At 62.9% G+C, this 14,785-nt stretch carries 14 protein-coding genes and 2 pseudogenes; 8 read left to right on the forward strand and 8 right to left on the reverse strand.

What is annotated here, in order from left to right:
• Positions 1–174: pseudogene (locus NKI15_RS02650) on the forward strand (transposase); the annotation flags it as partial.
• Positions 175–268: 94 nt separating this feature from the next.
• Here the strand turns inward: NKI15_RS02650 and NKI15_RS02655 are convergent.
• The gene (locus NKI15_RS02655; protein ID WP_352514096.1) at positions 269–853 is read right to left on the reverse strand and encodes a nitroreductase family protein; all 585 of its coding nucleotides are present in this window, start codon (positions 851–853) and stop codon (positions 269–271) included.
• Between the two features lie 165 nt (positions 854–1,018).
• Between NKI15_RS02655 and NKI15_RS02660 the strand changes: the two genes are divergently transcribed.
• Both NKI15_RS02660 and NKI15_RS02665 read left to right on the forward strand, forming a co-directional pair.
• The gene (locus tag NKI15_RS02660) at positions 1,019–1,981 is read left to right on the forward strand and encodes an RgsD C-terminal domain-containing protein (protein ID WP_023695450.1); all 963 of its coding nucleotides are present in this window, start codon (positions 1,019–1,021) and stop codon (positions 1,979–1,981) included.
• 156 nt (positions 1,982–2,137) lie between these two features.
• The gene (locus NKI15_RS02665; protein WP_023741479.1) at positions 2,138–3,028 is read left to right on the forward strand and encodes an ankyrin repeat domain-containing protein; all 891 of its coding nucleotides are present in this window, start codon (positions 2,138–2,140) and stop codon (positions 3,026–3,028) included.
• Between the two features lie 84 nt (positions 3,029–3,112).
• On the opposite strand, the pseudogene NKI15_RS02670 reads toward NKI15_RS02665, so the two are convergent.
• Positions 3,113–4,050 (reverse strand): annotated as a pseudogene (locus NKI15_RS02670) (lysophospholipid acyltransferase family protein).
• A gap of 85 nt (positions 4,051–4,135) precedes the next feature.
• Positions 4,136–6,109: a threonine--tRNA ligase gene (gene thrS / locus NKI15_RS02675; protein WP_023667614.1), complete on the reverse strand. Its 1,974-nt coding sequence runs from the start codon at positions 6,107–6,109 to the stop codon at positions 4,136–4,138.
• Positions 6,110–6,316: 207 nt separating this feature from the next.
• Here thrS and NKI15_RS02680 point away from each other — a divergent pair, with 207 nt between their 5' ends.
• On the forward strand, positions 6,317–7,153 hold the full coding sequence (locus tag NKI15_RS02680) for an SAM-dependent methyltransferase (protein WP_023695453.1): 837 nt from the start codon (positions 6,317–6,319) through the stop codon (positions 7,151–7,153).
• A gap of 13 nt (positions 7,154–7,166) precedes the next feature.
• Here NKI15_RS02680 and blaOXA read toward each other — a convergent pair whose 3' ends face one another.
• The 3 genes from blaOXA to NKI15_RS02695 form a co-directional block, all read right to left on the reverse strand.
• Positions 7,167–7,982, reverse strand: a complete 816-nt coding sequence (gene blaOXA / locus NKI15_RS02685) for a class D beta-lactamase (RefSeq protein WP_023695454.1) — start codon at positions 7,980–7,982, stop codon at positions 7,167–7,169.
• Between the two features lie 158 nt (positions 7,983–8,140).
• Positions 8,141–8,509, reverse strand: a complete 369-nt coding sequence (gene yidD, locus NKI15_RS02690; protein ID WP_023695455.1) for a membrane protein insertion efficiency factor YidD — start codon at positions 8,507–8,509, stop codon at positions 8,141–8,143.
• A gap of 124 nt (positions 8,510–8,633) precedes the next feature.
• Complete coding sequence (locus tag NKI15_RS02695; RefSeq protein ID WP_023667618.1) at positions 8,634–8,792, reverse strand: hypothetical protein; 159 nt, start codon at positions 8,790–8,792, stop codon at positions 8,634–8,636.
• Positions 8,793–8,885: 93 nt separating this feature from the next.
• On the opposite strand from NKI15_RS02695, the gene NKI15_RS02700 reads away from it, so the two are divergent.
• On the forward strand, positions 8,886–9,803 hold the full coding sequence (locus NKI15_RS02700) for a LysR substrate-binding domain-containing protein (RefSeq protein WP_023746751.1): 918 nt from the start codon (positions 8,886–8,888) through the stop codon (positions 9,801–9,803).
• 87 nt (positions 9,804–9,890) lie between these two features.
• Here NKI15_RS02700 and NKI15_RS02705 read toward each other — a convergent pair whose 3' ends face one another.
• Complete coding sequence (locus NKI15_RS02705; RefSeq protein WP_023707147.1) at positions 9,891–10,337, reverse strand: iron-sulfur cluster assembly scaffold protein; 447 nt, start codon at positions 10,335–10,337, stop codon at positions 9,891–9,893.
• 241 nt (positions 10,338–10,578) lie between these two features.
• On the opposite strand from NKI15_RS02705, the gene folE reads away from it, so the two are divergent.
• The 3 genes from folE to NKI15_RS02720 all read left to right on the forward strand — a co-directional run bounded on the left by folE (position 10,579) and on the right by NKI15_RS02720 (position 12,764).
• On the forward strand, positions 10,579–11,214 hold the full coding sequence (gene folE / locus NKI15_RS02710; RefSeq protein ID WP_023667622.1) for a GTP cyclohydrolase I FolE: 636 nt from the start codon (positions 10,579–10,581) through the stop codon (positions 11,212–11,214).
• A 35-nt stretch (positions 11,215–11,249) separates the two neighbouring features.
• Positions 11,250–11,708 (forward strand): phosphoribosyl-AMP cyclohydrolase, encoded by a 459-nt coding sequence (gene hisI / locus NKI15_RS02715; RefSeq protein ID WP_023695458.1) that lies wholly within the window; start codon positions 11,250–11,252, stop codon positions 11,706–11,708.
• An 84-nt stretch (positions 11,709–11,792) separates the two neighbouring features.
• Positions 11,793–12,764, forward strand: a complete 972-nt coding sequence (locus NKI15_RS02720) for a patatin family protein (protein WP_023667624.1) — start codon at positions 11,793–11,795, stop codon at positions 12,762–12,764.
• A 15-nt stretch (positions 12,765–12,779) separates the two neighbouring features.
• Here the strand turns inward: NKI15_RS02720 and recJ are convergent, their stop codons facing one another.
• Positions 12,780–14,564, reverse strand: a complete 1,785-nt coding sequence (gene recJ, locus NKI15_RS02725) for a single-stranded-DNA-specific exonuclease RecJ (protein ID WP_352885651.1) — start codon at positions 14,562–14,564, stop codon at positions 12,780–12,782.
• Positions 14,565–14,785 lie beyond the last annotated feature (221 nt).

A 14,785-nucleotide genomic window follows, 5' to 3' on the forward strand; every position in this document is an offset into this window, starting at 1 on the left:
TACCTCATCCTCGATGCGCGCTACGAGAAGGTGCGTGAAGCCGGTGTTGTCATGAGCCAGGCGGTGCTGATCGCGGTCGGTATCGACTGGGACGGGCGCCGGCAGATCCTGGCCGTGGAGATGCCCAATCGCGAGAGCCGCTCGGCCTGGAGGGACTTCCTCGTCGGCCTCAAAAAAAAATCCCCATGGTCGATGCGCCAACCCCCAACGCATCGCCGAAGCCGCTGTCTTAGCCTGTGTTTAAATAAAGGGGAATCGCTTTCGGGTGTCAGTCGTTCCACGGCCCCGCATAATCGGCATAGAGCTTTGCCGGATCTGGCCGCGGCCGTTCCGGCGCCGGTCCCTGATAGGAGCCAATATGGATAAACCCAACAACACGTTCCTGTGGCGCCAGTCCCAGCAGCGCCCGGCCCTCCGCCACGTCGGAATACCAGTTGCTGATCATGTTGGTGCCGTAGCCCAGCGCATTGGCTGCGATCATCAGGTTCATCGCCGCCATGCCGCCGGACAGGAACATTTCCCATTGCGGGATTTTTGGATTGTCCTTGGGAACCGACACCACGCCGATCACCAGCGGCGCGCGGGAAAACCGCGCCAGTTCCTGATTGCGGCGGTTTTCCGGCAGCGGTCCTTCGCGCTGTTCGGCGAGCGCCGCCAGCTTCCTGCCGATCTCGAAGCGCGCCTCGCCGCGATAAAGGATGAAGCGCCACGGCTCCAGCCGGCCGTGATCGGGCACCCGGCTTGCAGCCGCGATCATGGTCGCGATATCGCCATCGCTGGGCGCCGGTTCCTTCAATTCAGGAATCGGTGCGGAGTTTCGGGTCAGCAGGAAGTCGATGATCGGCGACGCCATGGGGGCCAGGTCTCCTAAAGCACTCGATTTTGAGCTGAAGCGCGCCATTGCGGATCGGGGCGGCTCGGGCATTGGCGCGGGCGCGCCGGACGAAAGAACCTGTTGCCAAGGCGGTCGGACTCTTAAGCCTTGAAATTGCCACCGCCTTGGGCTTCAACGCAAGGCATGTTTGAGGGGACATCGCGCCTTTTCCTGATTTGGCTCGCCGTAGCGCTGTTTGCGCCGGCCTCGATGGCCATGGCGCAGAATGCCGACGGCATCGGCAATCTGAAACTCCCCGATATTTCGAGCTATGCACCGCCCAAGGGCGAGACGCCGCTGGCACTCGGTGGCGGCGGTGCCATAACGCTGTCGGCGCAGTTGACCGACAAGGGCGCCGACATCACGCGCGGCATCGTCTGGCGCGTCTTCAAGCCCGAGGCCGCCGGCGACGGCAAGCTGCCGATGGTGGCTTCCGCGCATGGCGGCAGCGCCGTGTTCCAGCTCGAACCCGGCAGCTATCTGGTCCACGCCTCATACGGACGCGCCGGCGCCACCAAGCGCATCACCGTCGGCAAGGACGCCAGGCGCGAAAGCCTGGTGCTCGATGCCGGCGGCCTCAAGCTCGACGCGGTGCTGTCGGGCGGCGTGCGTATTCCGCCGAAAAAACTGCGCTTCTCCATTTATGAGGGCACCGCCGAGGCCAATGGGGACCGCGCTTTGATCATTCCCGATGTCGAGCCGAACAGCGTCGTGCGGCTCAACGCCGGCGTTTATCATGTCGTCTCCACCTATGGCGCGGTCAATGCCGTTATTCGCTCCGACATCCGTGTCGAAGCCGGCAAGCTGACCGAAGCCACCGTCGAGCATCGCGCGGCGGAGGAGACCATGAAGCTGGTGCGCGAGACCGGCGGCGAGGCCATCGCCGATACATCCTGGTCGCTGCTCAACGAATCCGGCGATCCGATCAAGGAGGCCGTCGGCGCCTTCGCCTCGATGGTGCTGGCCGAAGGCCAATACACCATCATCGCCAAGAACCGCGACCGCATCTACCAGAAGGATTTCACCGTGGTCGCTGGGCAGAACCAGGAGATCGAGGTGCTGGCCACCGAGGCGTCGGCCATCGATCCCGAGGAAGGCGCCGACTAGGTTGTGGACTCATAAGCCCGAAGCCACAGCCGGACGGATCGACCTTGCGATTCGTTTCTAGGCACCGGTTGGAGTGGCCACGATCCGGCATTCGTGGTATGTTTTTGCGGCCTTGAAAGCATGACCCGTACCGCAGTTTGCCTTGGGAGATGCCAAATGCGCATGTCCTTGCTTTTCATTCCACTACTGCTTGCACCGATTGTATCGCATGCCGCCGGCATTCACGACGCCGCCATGAAGGGCGATGTCGCGGCGATCACGGCAGCGCTCGACGCTGGTGCCGGCGTCGATGAGAGCGACGGGCGCACGACACCACTCTATCTTGCGGTCAAAGGCGGTCATTTTGCAGCGGCAAAACTGCTCATTGAACGCGGTGCCGACGTCAACGCCGTCCCGGACCCGCGTTTGGGTCCTGCCCTTATTCTGGCTTTGGCAAAACGCAGGACCGATTTGATCAATCTGTTGCTGGACGGGGGCGCAAATCCAAATTCGAAGCGCAGCCGCGAAAACGCTATCCACATCGCGGTCAATCTCGGTTGCCTCGATTGCGTGAAAGCACTGGTTGAGGCCGGCGCGGACGTGAATGCGAAGACAAAGGACGGCAAGACACCGCTCCATCTGGCAAAATTCAAGGGGCAACGCGAAGTTGCTGACTATCTCATGTCGAACGGCGTCGTGTTGCCAACGCCAGCTCCGATCTCGATGAAGTTGGCTGCTGCCGATGTCGAGAAAGGCCGAACCTACTTCACACACGTGTGCCACGGTTGCCACAATGCCGAGCCACAGGGAGGGATCAAAACGGGACCGAACTTATGGGGCGTCGTCGGCCGCGACAAGGCATCTATGGCAAATATGCGTTACTCCGACACCTTGCTGGCCTTAGAGGGTGTATGGACGTACGAGGACCTGAACAAATATCTGCTTGAGCCCATGCTCACCACGCCGGGTGTTTACATGGAGGTGCCTGGCGTCCCGGACGAGACCGAACGGGTCAACCTGATCGCCTACTTGCGTACACTCAGCGACAAACCGCTCCCACTGCCCTAGGAGCTATTGAGCAAAAAGGCCGAGGTTGTCGAAAATTTGACCGACTGAACGTCGTTTATGAGTACACGCCCTAGTTAGCGTCTCTCAGGCTGCCTTGCGCATACGGCGCGGCAGGAAGTGGACGCGGCTGCGCGGTGCGTCGGGCGCCAGATCGAAGACGCCGCGATGAAGGCGATCAAGCAAGGTCTTGCGGTCGCGCAGCGGCTCCAGCTCATCCCAGCGCAGTACGTTGCCGACGCGAACGTCGATCGCTTTGCCGGACAGCCGCCGAATTCGCGGATGAGCATTGAAAGGCGCAACGTCAGCGACGCCTTGCCGACGAATTTCGCCAGCCTTCCTTCGCGCTCCCCCATGTTCATCGGGCCGCTGACCAGATGGAACAGCCGGCCGTTCTGCCCGGAAAAATGCATCGGCACCACCGACGCCTTGGCGTCCTGCACGAGGCGCGCCGGAAACATCTTCCACGGCAGGTCGCGCGCCCGGCCAAAGCCTCTCGGCGCGGTGGCGACGCCGCCGGCCGGAAATACCACTATGGTGACGCCCTCTTTCAACAGCCGCACTGCCTCGTGGCGCACCGCCATGTTGTTCTTCACCGCGTCCTTGGTCTCGGAAAAGTCGATCGGCAGCGAGTACGGTTCCATTTCGCGGACCTTCAGCAGATCCTTGTGGATCATGACGCGGAACGGACGCCCGAGCTGCTCGACCAGCGACAGCACTGCAATGCCGTCGCCAATGCCGAACGGGTGGTTGGCGACGATCACCAGCGGCGTGTCCGGCAGCCCCGCCGGCGGCCACCGATCGGTGCTGCGCACCTTGACGTCGATCAGCTCCAGCATGCGGCTGAACACCCGCTCGCCCGTCGGCGCCACCTGGCGGCGCCAGAAATCATAGAGCGCGGCATACCGGTCGCGCCCCGACAGACCTTCAATGGAATGGATGAACCAGCGCGTCAGCGCCGGCTGGCTCGCATTGGCGTAGGAGAGTTCGGGAAACGGCCTTTCCCGTATCTTCAGCTTGAGCATGGGGGCTCGTTACAAGGTTGGCGTGACAGGCATGTGAAAATGGCGGTGGATCGCTCCACCGCCATTTCTCCGAAATATTGATTGCTCAGGCCGCGCTGCGCCTTCGGTCGGGCGAAACAGCCTCGTCGGAAAGCAGCTTCAGCGCGTCGGCCAGCTTGAGCGATTCCTGATCGCGCGAGCCGAGCCGGCGGATGTTGACCGTCTCCTCCTCCGCCTCGCGCTTGCCGCATACGAGGATCACAGGAACCTTGGCCAGCGAATGCTCACGCACCTTGTAGTTGATCTTCTCGTTGCGCAGATCCGGTTCGGCCAAAAGTCCTGCCGCCTTCAACTGTGCGACGACCTTTCGCGCATAGTCGTCAGCATCCGAGGTGATCGTCGCCACAACCACCTGCAGCGGCGCGAACCACAGCGGGAAATGACCGGAATAATGCTCGATCAGGATGCCGAGAAAGCGTTCCATCGAACCGCAGATGGCGCGATGCACCATCACCGGCTGCTTCTTTTCCGAATCCGAACCGATGTAGAAGGCGCCAAAGCGTTCCGGCAGATTGAAGTCGACCTGCGTGGTGCCGCACTGCCATTCGCGGCCGATGGCGTCCTTCAGCACATATTCGAATTTCGGCCCGTAGAAAGCGCCCTCGCCCGGATTGATCGAGGTCTTGATGCGGTTTCCCGAGCGCGTCCTGATTGTATCCAGCACGTTGCCCATGATCGCCTCGGCATGATCCCAGGCCTCGTCGGTGCCGACGCGCTTATCCGGCCGCGTCGACAGCTTCACGCTGACATCGTCGAAGCCGAAATCGGCGTAGGTCGACAGGATCAGATCGTTGATGCGCAGGCACTCCGCGGCCAGCTGCTCCTCGGTGCAGAAGATGTGCGCATCGTCCTGCGTGAAGCCGCGCACGCGCATCAGCCCGTGCAAGGCGCCGGACGGTTCGTAACGATGCACATTGCCGAATTCCGCAAGCTTTACGGGCAGATCGCGATAGGATTTCAACCCATGCTTGAATATCTGCACGTGGCCCGGACAATTCATCGGCTTCAGCGCGAACACGCGGTCGTCGTCGGTGTCGTCGCCGGCCACCGTCACCTTGAACATGGCATCGCGATACCAGCCCCAGTGGCCCGACGTCTCCCACAGGCTCTTGTCGAGAACCTGCGGTGCGTTGACCTCCTGGTAGCCCTGCTCGTCGAGGCGGCGGCGCATGTAGTTGACCAGATTCTGGAACATCTTCCAGCCCTTGGCGTGCCAGAAGACGACGCCCGGCCCCTCTTCCTGGAAATGGAACAGGTCCATCTCGCGGCCGAGTTTGCGGTGGTCGCGCTTCTCTGCCTCTTCCAGCATCGTCTGGTAGGCATCGAGTTCAGCTTGCTCGGCCCAGGCCGTGCCGTAGATGCGGGTCAGCATGGGGTTGTTCGAATCGCCACGCCAATAGGCGCCGGCGACCTTCATCAGCTTGAAGGCGTTGCCGATCTGCCCGGTGGAGGCCATGTGTGGGCCGCGGCAGAGGTCGAACCAGTCACCCTGGGAATAGATCTTGAGATCCTGGTCTTCGGGAATGGCGTCGATCAGCTCGAGCTTGTAGCGCTCGCCCTTCTCGGCAAAGACCTTTTTCGCCTTGTCGCGCGACCAGACTTCCTTGGTGAACGGCTTGTTACGCGCAATGATCTCGCGCATCTTCTTTTCGATCACCGGGAAATCGTCAGGCGTGAACGGCTCGTTGCGGGCGAAGTCGTAATAGAATCCGTTCTCGATCACCGGCCCGATGGTCACTTGCGTTCCCGGCCACAGTTCCTGCACGGCCTCCGCCAGCACGTGTGCTGCATCATGACGGATGAGCTCCAGCGCGCGCGGATCGCTGCGGGTGATGATCTCGACCTTGCCGGACTTGCCAAGCGGGTCGGAAAGATCGCGAACGGTGCCGTCGATGGCATAGGCGACAGCCTTCTTGGCCAGCGACTTCGAGATCGATTCGGCGAGGCCCGCACCGGTCATCGCCGCGTCATAGTCGCGGACGGAGCCATCGGGAAATGTCAGGGAAACGGAATTCAGCATCGGGTATCTCCTATCCAGTCCCGCAAACGAGCGCGGGTGGTCGTGGTGTGAAGCCGGAGGCATCCGGCAGCGGGCGGGTTTTAGAGGCCACGCGGCATCAGGTAAAGAGCCGTCGTTGGCGCAGCTGTCAGGAAATATCGCGACAGATGTCGCAGGCCAGTCGCACAGGCTTGCGAATTTCCCCGACACGAGGTTGGAATCCCCGGCATGGAAGACGCAAAATCCAGCCGAACCGCCTTGGGCGTCGCGCGCATGCGGGCCCTCCACCAGTTCTCGCAGCAGGCGGCGCTGTTTCGCGACCCATATGCGAGTGCGATACTGGGCGATGCCGCACCGACGGTGCAGGAGCTCGAGCAGGAAGGTGAGCGCAGCCGGCGCATGCGCCTGTTCGTGGCAGCGCGCGCCCGCCTCGCCGAGGACTGGCTGGCTGCGGCGGTGCGCCGGGGCGTCCAGCAAGTGGTGGTGCTCGGCGCCGGCCTCGACACTTTCTCGCTGCGCAATCCGTACCCTGATGTCGCGGTGTTCGAAGTCGATCACCCGGCGACACAGGCCTGGAAACGGAAATGCATCGCCGATGCTGGTCTTGCCGAACCGCGGGCCACCATGTTCGTGCCGGTCAACTTCGAGCGCCAGCGCCCCGCGGATGGCCTGGCATCGGCCGGTTTGCGGCAGACCGAGCCCAGTTTCTTCATCTGGCTGGGTGTCGTTCCGTATCTGAGCCAGGACGCAATCTTCAGCACCCTGTCCTGGATTGCCGGCATGCCCGGTTCGGAGGTCGTCTTCGACTACAGCGAGCCGGCCGAGAACCGCGATGCGGCTGGACAGGCTGCCCTCTCTTTCCATGCGGCGCGCGTCGCCGCTGCCGGAGAGCCCTGGATCAGCTTCTTCGTGCCCGCGGCACTGGCGCAATCGCTGCGCGAGCTCGGCTTCGATGAGATCGAAGATCTGGAAAGCAGCGACATCGCCGCCCGCTTCTCCAGGACGCCAAAGGCGGAGACAAGGAATTCCGGCGGCCACATCCTTCGTGCCCGCCGGAGCACTTGAAGCTAAAGCAAGTTCACTTCACCAGTTGCGGCAACTCCCTCAGTAACGCCGCGCGTGTCGCCGGGCCTTTCGGCATGTCGATCGGCTTGGTGTCGACGACCAGCCGGGCGAAGACGATCCGGCGGCCGCCCTTTTCGGCCCAGCCGACGAACCAGCCCAGCGCGCGCTTGTCCTTGCTGTTTCCCAGCCTGGTGCTGCCGGTTTTGCCCCGCACCGTCCAGCCGCCGGCCTGGAAAGTCGGCAGGATGGCTCGGGTCATCTCATGCGCCTTGGCAGAAACCGGCATCTTGCCGGCGAGCAGCTGGCGCAGGAAGGCTGTCTGTTCGACCGGCGATATCTCAAGCGAGGAATTTATCCAGGATTGCGTGAGCCCGTTGTCCTTGTCGGCATCGCCCGAGACATCCATGTTGCCGTAGCCGAATTTCGAGACGTAGAGGGCAAAGCTTTTTGCGCCGAGCCGGCGCACGATCTCGCGCGAATACCATACGATCGAGTCGCGCTCCCAGATCGTCGGGTCGACGGCCTTGTGGTCGCGCTTCACGGCGTTGAACTCAGGCTTGTAGTCCCAGCTCGGCGTATGCGCGTCGCTGAGGACACCGCTGTCGTAGCCGATCAGCGCCAGCGGCACCTTGAAGGTCGACGCCGGGCTGACGCGTTGGTCGCAGACGCCGCTTTGATAGAGCGTCTCGCCGCTCGCCGCGTCCTGGATAAGCGTGCAGGCGAAATCGCCAAGCGGCGCCGATTGCGCCCGCATCGGAAATCCCAGAAACCAGGCCAGCAGGAAGAGGACCGCGGCAATGATGAAGGGATGGGTTTCGATCCGACGCATGTGGGCTCTCCTGGGAATGAACAGGAGGCGCTTAGCGAAGTGTCTTGGCTCGATTTTGACTCAAATGCGCAGTCTTTGTGCAGGCCGTTGTTAACCCTACCGGATCGTAAAGAAATGCCGCCCTGGCGATCTATATCAGGGACCCAGCGCGTCCGCCGTCAGGCCTCGCCGCGCTTCCTGCCGATCTGCCAATAACGCCATGGCGTGAACCAGACGTAGCTCGGAGCGAGCACCTCCGGCACGCGGTCGACACCATGCGTTCCGAACGGCCCGCAGCGCAGCACGCGAAAAAGCCCCATCCAGCCGCCGGCCCACAGGCCATGGCGGGCGATTGCCTCATGCGCGTATTCGGAACAGGTCGGCAGATGCCGGCAGGAATTGCCGACAAAGCCGGACAGCGTCAGCTGGTACAAGCGCACCAGCGACGTGCCGAAAATGCGGCCGGGTGTTTTGCGCCAGGGACCGGGCCAGTTGCGCCCGCGCCGGGTCTGTCCGGCGGCATGCACATGCCGATGCTGGTCGCCCACCGCAGTCTCTTTCCGAACGCGACCCCGAAACCGGCTTCCGGGTCAGCTTGCGTTTCCAAACCGATAGATGTGAGCTTCGGCCGGCAAACGCAATCCTCTTCACTCACTCGCCTCTTTGTCGGCTTCAGGGTCGCGAGCGGCGAAAGGGATGCCGCTCCGCTGGAGCCGCCCAGCGGGTGGCCGGCCTTTGCTCGGTGCGCTGCACATGATGCTGCCTGTCGCCACGCCATTGAAACGTCGCGATCCGCATCACATCGCCAAAGATTTCCAGAAACTGGATCATGTCCGTGTCTCCTCTAAGAGCGGATTAGACGCCCACTGGCCTTCGCCTTCAAACGAGTATAATTTCCGTTTCGGATAACTCTGGGTTATGCGAATGAAGCGCGGACGGCTGCCACTGACGGCCTTGCGAAGTTTCGAGGCAGCCGGCCGGCAATTGAGCTTTAGCCGGGCCGCCGAGGAGCTGTTCGTCTCGCAGGCCGCCATCAGCCGGCAGATCCGCGAACTCGAGCAGTTCCTGCACCAGCCCTTGTTCCGCCGTCATCACCGCCGCGTCGAGCTGACCGAGGCCGGCCAGCGCCTGCTCGATCAGTTGGTCAGGAGTTTCGACGACATCGACAGGCTGCTTTCGGACCTGGTGGCGGCCCCGGCACAGTCGGTGGTTCGCGTCAGCGTCGAGCCGTCGCTGGCCTCTGTGTGGCTGTTGCCGCGGCTCAACCGGTTCAGCCAGTTGCGGCCTGATATCGACGTTTCCCTCGAGGTCGACCCAAGGCCGATCGAGTTCCGCAGCGATCAGCCTGAACTCGCCCTGCGCTTCAGCGCGCGCGCCACCTCATGGCCGCGCAGCGAGGCCGAATGGCTCGCCTCGACCGTCGATTCGCCGGTCCTGTCGCCGGCATTGCTGGCATCAGGCCCTACCCTCGAAAAGCCGCTCGACCTTGCCCGCTACACGCTGCTGCACGAGGAAAACCGCCAGGGCTGGGCGCGCTGGTTCGAGGCCGCCGGCGTCGCTGCCGACGCCATTCCGGCGCGCGGCCCGATGCTGGCGGATGTGTCGCTGTCGAAGCAGGCGGCCCTGCTCGGCCACGGCGTTGCGCTCGGAGACCTATTGCAGATCGGCGAGGAGATTGCATCCGGCGCGCTGATCAAGCCGTTCGACATTGATGTCGCATCGGGCGCCTACTGGCTGGTCGCCAGGAGTTTGAAGGACCTGGCGGAGCCGGCCAAGGCCTTCGCCGACTGGGTGAGAAGCGAATTTGCCGAAAGCAGACGGGCGCAGCAAACCAAGGCATGAGCCCGGTTACGTGAGAAGCTCCTCGACGTGTTCAGCGCCCAATTTTGACAATTCACCGGCTGTTGGAGGAGCCGTCATGTACCAACATCACGCTGCTTCTTCTGCGCGTTTCTTCTCGATTTGACCGATGGCATCGACGACCGCATCGAAGGTCAGCATGGTCGAGGCATGGCGCGCCTTGTAGTCGCGCACCGGCTCCAGATATCTCAGATCGGCAAAGCGGCCTTGCGGCGGCGCGCCATTTTCCTTGAGCATCTTCAGCATGGTGTCGCGCACCGCCCGCAATTCGTCGGCGCTGGCGCCGATGACATGTTGAGCCATGATCGAGGACGAGGCTTGGCCGAGGGCGCAGGCCTTCACGTCATGAGCGAAATCGGTGACGACGCCATTGTCCATCTTGAGGTCGACGGTTACCGTCGAGCCGCACAATTTGGAATGAGCCTTGGCACTCGCATCCGGATGATCGAGCCGGCCTATGCGGGCGATGTTTCCGGCAAAACCCAGAATTTTCGCATTGTAGACGTCGTCAATCATATTTTTCCAATCCGTCGCCGCCAAGCGAACAGCGATTGCCGCTGTGGCATCTTTCATTCGCTGCGCACGACCATATATAATGCTGGCAGTCGGGTATCGACAAGGCAACGCAAAGCCATCGTCCTTGCCCATTTCGTTCACGCCGCTTGCGGGCTGGAAACCGGGCGAGTTTTCAGCACCCGAAAGGTCGTGGTCCGTTCAACTCGTTCCTCCTGAGAGAGGAACTACGGGAGACGCCTTTATGGATGCCGTCATCAAGAAAATAATGCCCCCTTCCGACTATCTGGACAAGCCGGTCACCGACAGGCCGAGCGAAGCCGAGGTCGAGGCCGCCGTGCGCACGCTGTTGCGCTGGACCGGCGACAATCCGGACCGCGAGGGCCTGATCGACACGCCCAAGCGCGTCACCAAGGCCTTTCTCGAAATGTTCAACGGCTATGACATGTGCCCGGCCGAAGAGCTCGGCCGCACCTTCGAGGAAGTCGCCGGCTATGACGATCTCGTCATCGTCAGGGATATCCAGTTCCACTCGCATTGCGAGCACCACATGGTGCCGATCATCGGCAAGGCGCATGTCGGCTACCTCCCGGACGGCAAGGTCGTCGGCCTGTCCAAGATTGCCCGTGTGGTCGATATCTTCGCCCATCGCCTGCAGACTCAGGAGGCCATGACCGCACAGATCGCCGGCGTCATCCAGGACGTGCTCAATCCGCGCGGTGTCGCCGTCATGATCGAGGCTGAGCATATGTGCATGGCCATGCGCGGCATCCGCAAGCAGGGCTCCACCACGCTGACCTCGACCTTCACCGGCGTGTTCAAGGACACGCCCGAGGAACAGGTCCGTTTCGTCACCATGGTGCGCGGCCTCGGGGCGTAAGCCCCTCGCCGGCATCGCTAGATCAAGGACCGGCGATGTCGGCACTAACATTTCCCAAGGCTCCATCAGACAAGAAGGCCCTCGAAGAAGGCGCGGTGTTTTCCCCGCGTTTCGATGCTGCCGGGCTGGTCACCGTCGTCGTCACCGACGCCGCTGACGGTATGCTGCTGATGGTCGCGCATATGAATGCCGAGGCGCTGGCGCTGACGCTCGAAACCGGCATCGCGCACTACTGGTCGCGCTCGCGCAGCACGCTGTGGAAGAAGGGCGAAACATCAGGCAATTTTCAGACCGTCGTCGAGATGCTCACGGATTGTGACCAGGACGCCATATGGTTGCGCGTCAAAGTGTTGGGCCACGACGCAACTTGTCACACCGGCCGGCGTTCATGTTTTTATCGGACGGTGGGGCTAATCGGCGGCAAGGCAACGCTTGCCGACGATGGCAGCACGCCGCTGTTCGATGCGGAAAAAACCTATCGGAAGCCCGCGTGAACCATTCAACAGTCGCAAACCACTCATATTCACTATTCTCAAACGTCCTTCCTGTAGAACGGACGCGGGACAAGGGAGATCATGATGCTCGAGTGGGCGTCATTGCGTAGCAGACCGGACGTGCGGGAGGCCAATGGCCCCTCATCGTCCGGCGGCGTGCCTGACCCGCAACCCGCGGGCAAGACAGGCATTTCGCTCGCGCTGGGCGGCGGCTGCGCACGCGGCTGGGCGCACATTGGCGTGCTGCGCGCGCTCGACGAAGCCGGCATCGAAGTCTCGATGATCGCCGGCACCTCGATCGGCGCGCTGGTTGGCGGCTGCTATCTCGCCGGCAAGCTGGACGAACTCGAGGAGTTCGCCCGCAGCCTGACCAAGCGGCGCATCTTCGGCCTGCTCGATCTCAATCTGCGCGGCAGCGGCCTGTTCGGCGGCATGAAACTGGACGTCAGGCTGCGCGAGCACATGGCAGGCATCCGCTTCGAGGATCTGACGAAACCCTTCGTGGCCGTTGGCGCCGAAATTCGCACCGGCCATGAGATCTGGCTGTCCAGCGGTTCGCTGATCACCGCGATGCGGGCTTCCTATGCGCTGCCCGGCGTGTTCGAACCGGTGAATTGCAACGGCCGCATTCTGGTCGACGGCGCGCTGGTCAACCCGGTTCCGGTTTCGGTCTGCCGCGCCTACGAGCAGCCGCTGGTCGTCGCGGTCAACCTTCACTACGATCTGTTCGGCCGCGCCGCCGTCATCAAGCACAGCGCCGGCGAACTGCTCATCGAGAAGGACGCGCCCCGGCCAGGCCAGGCCAGCCCCGACCACCAGCCGCACCAGAGCCGTCTCGGCATCACCGGCGTCATGGTCGAAGCCTTCAACATCATCCAGGACCGGATTTCACGCGCGAGGCTGGCGGGCGATCCGCCCGACATGTCGCTGCAACCGAAACTCAGCCATATCGGCTTGACCGAATTCCATCGCGCGGATGAGGCGATCAGCGTCGGTTACCAGGCGACGATGGCGCAGATCAGCGAGTTGAAGCGGCTGCAGACGGTCCTCGCTTAAACCAATTAGGCAATGTCAGGCTTTGGCCGCATCGGTGATGCGGAACTGCACCGTGCGGTTGCCGTTCCAATAATTCCCCGACAGCGAGCCGGCTACATGGATCGTGTTGCCCCTGTTCTTGAACAGGAATTCGCCCAGCGCGGTATCGACGGATCGAAAGGCGATGCCCTGGATGCGGCCGCCGCTTTCCGACTGCAGATCAGCCCGGATGTGGTTGGTGCCGACAGCCCGCGCGTCGGCCAGCCGATGGCGCGGCAGCGCGAACACCGGCGCGACATGGCCGGCGCCGAAAGGCCCGGCCTTTTCCAGCGCATCGAGCAAAGCAATCGTCGCGCCCTCGGCGGCGAGCGCGCCGTCGACGGCCAGACTTTCTTCGTCCTGCAGCCGGAACACTTCGGCCGCCGCGCGCTCCTCGAAGAAAGCACGGAGTTCGCCGAGCTTGGCGCGTTCCACCGTGACGCCGGCGGCCATGCCGTGGCCGCCGCCCTTGACGATCAGCCCGGCATCGGCGGCTGCGCTCACCAGCCGTCCGAGATCGAAGCCCGACACCGAACGGCCAGAGCCGGTGCCGATGCCATTGGCGTTGAAGGCGATGGCGAAGGCCGGCCGCCGCGCATGGTCCTTCAGCCGCGAGGCGATCAAGCCGACAATGCCGGGATGCCAATTGGTGCTGGCGGTGACGATGATGGCCGGCCCGTTGCCGCCGGCAAGTTCGGCGTCAGCCTCGGCGCGCGCCGCTGCCAGCATCTCCAGCTCCATCTGCTGGCGTTCCTGGTTGAGCCGGTCGAGTGTCTCGGCAATGGTCCCGGCCTCAACCGGATCGTCGGTGGCGAGCAGCCGGCTGCCAAGTGCTGCATCGCCGATGCGGCCGCCGGCATTGATGCGCGGCCCAATCAGATAGGCGAGATGAAAGGTGCTTATCGGCTCACCAATGCGGGACACCCGCGCCAGTGCGGCGAGCCCCTCATTCTTCTGCTGCCGCGCCATCTGCAGTCCCTTGACGACGAAAGCGCGGTTCACGCCGATGAGCGGCACCACATCGCAAACCGTGGCCAGCGCCGCCAAGTCGAGCAACGACAACAGGTCCGGTGGCGCTGCGTCGGGCAATCGGCTGCGCAGGACCCTCGCCGTCTGCACCAGAGTGAGGAAGACGACACCGGCGGCGCACAGATGGCCTTGCCCGGAAAGGTCGTCCTCGCGATTGGGATTGACGACCGCGGTCGCCTCCGGCAGCGGGCCGCCGACCTGATGGTGGTCGAGCACCACCACATCGGCGCCTGCGGCCTTGACGGCATCGATGGAGACAGCGCTGTTGGTGCCGCAATCGACGGTGACGATCAGCGTCGCGCCGCGCGAGACCAGTTCGCGCATAGCCTCCGGATTGGGGCCGTAGCCCTCGAAGATGCGGTCGGGAATGTAGATCTCCGAAGGCACCGAGAAATGCGTCAGGAAGCGCTTGAGCAACGCCGAAGAGGCGGCGCCGTCGACATCATAGTCGCCGAAGATTGCCACCTTCTCCTTGGCCATGACCGCTTCGGCGATGCGGGTCGCAGCCTTGCCCATGTCGGTCAGCGAAGCCGGATCCGGCAACAGATTGCGGATCGTCGGATCGAGGAAGCGCTCGGCCTGGTCCGCGGTGACGCCGCGCCCGGCGAGCACGCGAGCCACAATGTCGGGCACGCCGTGGCCCTGCGCTATGGCCAGCGCAGTCATGTCCTGCCGCTCGCTCAACCGGTGTTCCCAGGAAACACCGGTCGCCGACTGCCTGACGTCGAGGAAGAAGCGTTTGTCGCCCGTCATAGGAGGCGTAGTCTACAGATTGTCATTTCCGGCAATATGCGACGGCTAAACAGGAAAGTCTCAACTTTTCCACCTCCTGGTGACGCGCCTTGATCTCGCGGCTCACGCCTCCGCCAGAACCCGATGATGACTGGTGGGTTCGACCTGAAATCTCAATCCGGCTCCAAATCAAAGAGAGAGAGCATTATGGCGTCCGAAACCACTTTTCAGCAGCAGCATCA

It is taken from the genome of Mesorhizobium sp. M0862 (assembly GCF_040319795.1).
GTDB lineage: Bacteria > Pseudomonadota > Alphaproteobacteria > Rhizobiales > Rhizobiaceae > Mesorhizobium.

What these genes read in the sequence shown, in the direction of transcription:
- NKI15_RS02655 (WP_352514096.1), bottom strand. Translation starts at nt 853, where the DNA reads ATGGCGTCGCCGATCATCGACTTCCTGCTGACCCGAAACTCCGCACCG.
- NKI15_RS02660 (WP_023695450.1), top strand. Translation starts at nt 1,019, where the DNA reads ATGTTTGAGGGGACATCGCGCCTTTTCCTGATTTGGCTCGCCGTAGCG.
- NKI15_RS02665 (WP_023741479.1), top strand. Translation starts at nt 2,138, where the DNA reads ATGCGCATGTCCTTGCTTTTCATTCCACTACTGCTTGCACCGATTGTA.
- thrS (WP_023667614.1), bottom strand. Translation starts at nt 6,109, where the DNA reads ATGCTGAATTCCGTTTCCCTGACATTTCCCGATGGCTCCGTCCGCGAC.
- NKI15_RS02680 (WP_023695453.1), top strand. Translation starts at nt 6,317, where the DNA reads ATGGAAGACGCAAAATCCAGCCGAACCGCCTTGGGCGTCGCGCGCATG.
- blaOXA (WP_023695454.1), bottom strand. Translation starts at nt 7,982, where the DNA reads ATGCGTCGGATCGAAACCCATCCCTTCATCATTGCCGCGGTCCTCTTC.
- NKI15_RS02695 (WP_023667618.1), bottom strand. Translation starts at nt 8,792, where the DNA reads ATGATCCAGTTTCTGGAAATCTTTGGCGATGTGATGCGGATCGCGACG.
- NKI15_RS02700 (WP_023746751.1), top strand. Translation starts at nt 8,886, where the DNA reads ATGAAGCGCGGACGGCTGCCACTGACGGCCTTGCGAAGTTTCGAGGCA.
- NKI15_RS02705 (WP_023707147.1), bottom strand. Translation starts at nt 10,337, where the DNA reads ATGATTGACGACGTCTACAATGCGAAAATTCTGGGTTTTGCCGGAAAC.
- folE (WP_023667622.1), top strand. Translation starts at nt 10,579, where the DNA reads ATGGATGCCGTCATCAAGAAAATAATGCCCCCTTCCGACTATCTGGAC.
- hisI (WP_023695458.1), top strand. Translation starts at nt 11,250, where the DNA reads ATGTCGGCACTAACATTTCCCAAGGCTCCATCAGACAAGAAGGCCCTC.
- NKI15_RS02720 (WP_023667624.1), top strand. Translation starts at nt 11,793, where the DNA reads ATGCTCGAGTGGGCGTCATTGCGTAGCAGACCGGACGTGCGGGAGGCC.
- recJ (WP_352885651.1), bottom strand. Translation starts at nt 14,564, where the DNA reads ATGACGGGCGACAAACGCTTCTTCCTCGACGTCAGGCAGTCGGCGACC.